Genomic DNA, 3,132 nt, shown 5'->3' on the forward strand with positions numbered 1-3,132 from the left:
TAAGGAAGTCGGACTATGGGAATGAATACCATAAGCAGTTTTCGAATGATTTTGATGAGCACCTAATAGATAATTATTCAGAAGTTTGGCAGTTGCATACTGCTTTTGATAGCTCACCAGAACAAAAAGAAAAACTGCGTTATTTTTATCGCCAAACAGCAATTACAGCTATCCATAAATATAACAATCGAAATGCACCTAAATTGGCGAAAGGGGAGTTTTTCATTTCTGAGCATAATGGTTATTTTTTAGCATCATCCCTAGAGTTAAAGGCTGACGTTAAAGCGATTAAAAATGACCACAAAAAAAATACTGCCTATTTCACTGCTTATTTTCGAGTTGGGGATAAAACCTTATCGTTGATGGTCAATATCAATTTGTTGAACTTAATGCAACGTATCGTTTCCGGTTATCGCCCTAACAAACATGATAAGAATACTGTCGTGTTACTGGATGAGTTGGTTGATGAAATTGCGGACATCGCAAATAGTGCAGATACCCTATATATCGTTGGGAAAGGTAACAAGCAATACAAAATAACCAACGTAGATAATGAAGATTTTGAGGTGAGTGGACTATGAGTTTAATGCTAAGAGCTGACTTGCCCCAGTCTAAAGATGGGGTGAAAAATAACACTTTAACTACCTACTTCCCAATTAACACAAAGGATAGAAAAGATATCTTTAATTGGGACAGTGTATTAGGTTATGTGGTTAAAACATCATATCGAAAAGAATTGCACCTAGAAAAATTAACTGATGATGAAAAGTTAGCGATTAAAGAGGGTGAAACAACTGAATCAGAAATAGCGCTCACAACATTTAAGTTGAGCTGCGAGCGTAGTTTTAAAACAAAGTTAGATGAAAGTGATTTCTGGCCCATCCTAGAAAAAATGTACTTTGAAAATGACCAGCTTTTTAAAATATCGCCTGAGTTTTTATTGTTTAAGACTATTAAGCAGAAAGGCAGTGCAAGGGATGCAAGCTTAGGTGGAATGTTTTCTAATTTATTGCAAAACTTCTTCTTTAATGAAAAACCAAACAATCAATTTAACTTCTTAGAGGAGCAGCTGTACTCAGAACTATTGAAGTTAATGAAGCCAAGCAATAAAGAGAAAGATGGAGTTTTGACTTTTTCTGAACCGAGTGAAGCGCCATATCTACCATTTATAGCAAAGCAACTACAGCAAGATCTTCGTTTTCTAGGCAAAAGACCAAAATACCTATTATCAATCTTCAAAGAGTTTTTACACCTTTACGCACATCTTTATACGGCGCAGCTAGCGCTTAATTTAAAAAGGTGGCAGAAGGGGGAGCCGGTAGCGCAACTATGTTATTACATATTAGACAGCGAAAAAGCCAGTGATGAGCGTTATCTGATAAAAGACTATGGCTTTAAACAATTGTCAAAGTCGTTGTGGAATATCTTTCCGTACCTCTCAATGAATGAAAGCCTGCAATCTAAAAAGATTGATAATGCAGTGAACACCATTCAGCCATTATGGGCCTTAGCTGAAAATCTCCAGCAAACTCCTAGCTCCGCTACTTTACTGAAAAACTATGCACAGGCATTTAAAGAGAGTCGAGATTTACACCTCGACTTGAGTGACAGTGAAAACCCACATGATGTGCTAGCAGATTTACTTCAGTTGAGCAGAATGCAGTTTGGTTCAAAAGAAACGCGTCATGAGATTAATAAGCTTTACGTCAAAGCAACAGAATCTGAGTTTTGTAGCCATTTTGCACAATCCCGTGGCCGTGCTGGTCGCGTATTAGTATTTAATCAGGACTATCTATTGTTATTAACCAACTTAGCCATTGGTGAGCAAGATAAACTTCGTTTCCACGAGTTAATCAAAGCCTTTGAATCAAGAGGTGTATTTTTCGATAAACAGAGCCAACAAGCCTTAATTAAATTCTTTGAACGTATTGGTAATGTTGAACGTATGAGCGATAGTGGAGATGCAGTCTATGTTAGAAAAACAATTTGAGAACTTTTTAACTGAGCAGTTTTTAAAGTTAAACGAGACAAAACTGCAGCATGGTTACCGTTATCAGTTCCAATCGCCGGATAACAAGAATAGCCAGCGTTTATACAATGCGTTTATCCGAAAATGTGATGATCAATTAACGGTCAAAAACACTACCATCAGAGCATTGAAGTGTGGTCATACCAAGCTTTTACCTGTACTACACAGTGAAAATGACATTGGTTATTCTGAGAACTTTATCTCACATTTACGTGATGAAGTGGCTGGACAGCAAGGTGATTTTAAAGGTTGTGCATTGTTAGTTATTCATAACAGCATGCTAGACACACTAATCAACTCTGCTGAAGATATCGCTCAAGACAATAGTGTTTGGCACCCAGAAAAAATCAAAGATGCTTTAAAAAGTCTAATCGATCCCAACGCAAAAGACCGCAAAGTTTCTGAATGTTTGCTAGATCACCGTTTTTCACAAATAGTGGATGATGGTGCAACCATGTTTGGCTTTGAGGAGCTTTACACAGCGATCTTAGATGGGGATTTGAAGTTTCATGAGCTTGGTTTGTTAGATGACCCTGAAATATTGAATTGGAGTGGTAAACCAGAGCAGATTAACAACCGTTTAGAAGAAAATAAAAAGCTATTTGATCGTATCAATACAGTAACTGAACGTTTTTCAACAGAGCTTGAAGAGAAGTTTGCGGAGAATGATTTTAGTGAAAAGTTTGTTGCTAAACATTTTAACGATGAAAATTTGGAAAGTTGGAAAACAAAGCTTACTTTTGCTGATTGTTTAAATGAGAAAAAAAATAACGTAAGCAATGTCCTTGAGCTCGAGTCGATTGATTCTCAGCAAATAGATAGGCTAGCTAAGAAAAGTAAATCAGATAGTAAAGCAGGGAAACGTGAACAACATATCATATTGCCGTTGCAACAGGGCCTGCAGAGCTTTGATCTGTCACTTACCTTTTTAGGTGGTAAAGTCGAGAAAAATCAACTTACTCTACAGCATAACAAAGATCCAAGCATTGAGATCCAGCAGCCTAATAATAGTGGTGGAAAACGTAGTAAGGTTACTGTTACGGGGGCATTTACAGGTGAGCCAACGTATTTTAGTTTGGTCTTAAAAAGAGATAAAACAGCAG

Annotated in this window: 2 protein-coding genes and 1 pseudogene; all 3 read left to right on the plus strand. The window is 37.0% G+C overall.

What is annotated here, in order from left to right:
• A partial coding sequence (gene dptF, locus AB4653_RS16870) for a DNA phosphorothioation-dependent restriction protein DptF (RefSeq protein ID WP_372104800.1) occupies positions 1–581 on the plus strand: 581 nt, incomplete at its 5' end.
• Complete coding sequence (gene dptG, locus AB4653_RS16875; protein WP_017104398.1) at positions 578–1,990, plus strand: DNA phosphorothioation-dependent restriction protein DptG; 1,413 nt, start codon at positions 578–580, stop codon at positions 1,988–1,990. The genes dptF and dptG, both read left to right, overlap by 4 nt.
• Positions 1,971–3,132, plus strand: a pseudogene (locus AB4653_RS16880) (DNA phosphorothioation-dependent restriction protein DptH); the annotation flags it as partial. The gene dptG and the pseudogene AB4653_RS16880, both read left to right, overlap by 20 nt.

The sequence above is a fragment of the Vibrio sp. 10N.222.48.A3 genome (assembly GCF_041475345.1).
Taxonomy (GTDB): Bacteria; Pseudomonadota; Gammaproteobacteria; order Enterobacterales; family Vibrionaceae; genus Vibrio; species Vibrio tasmaniensis_A.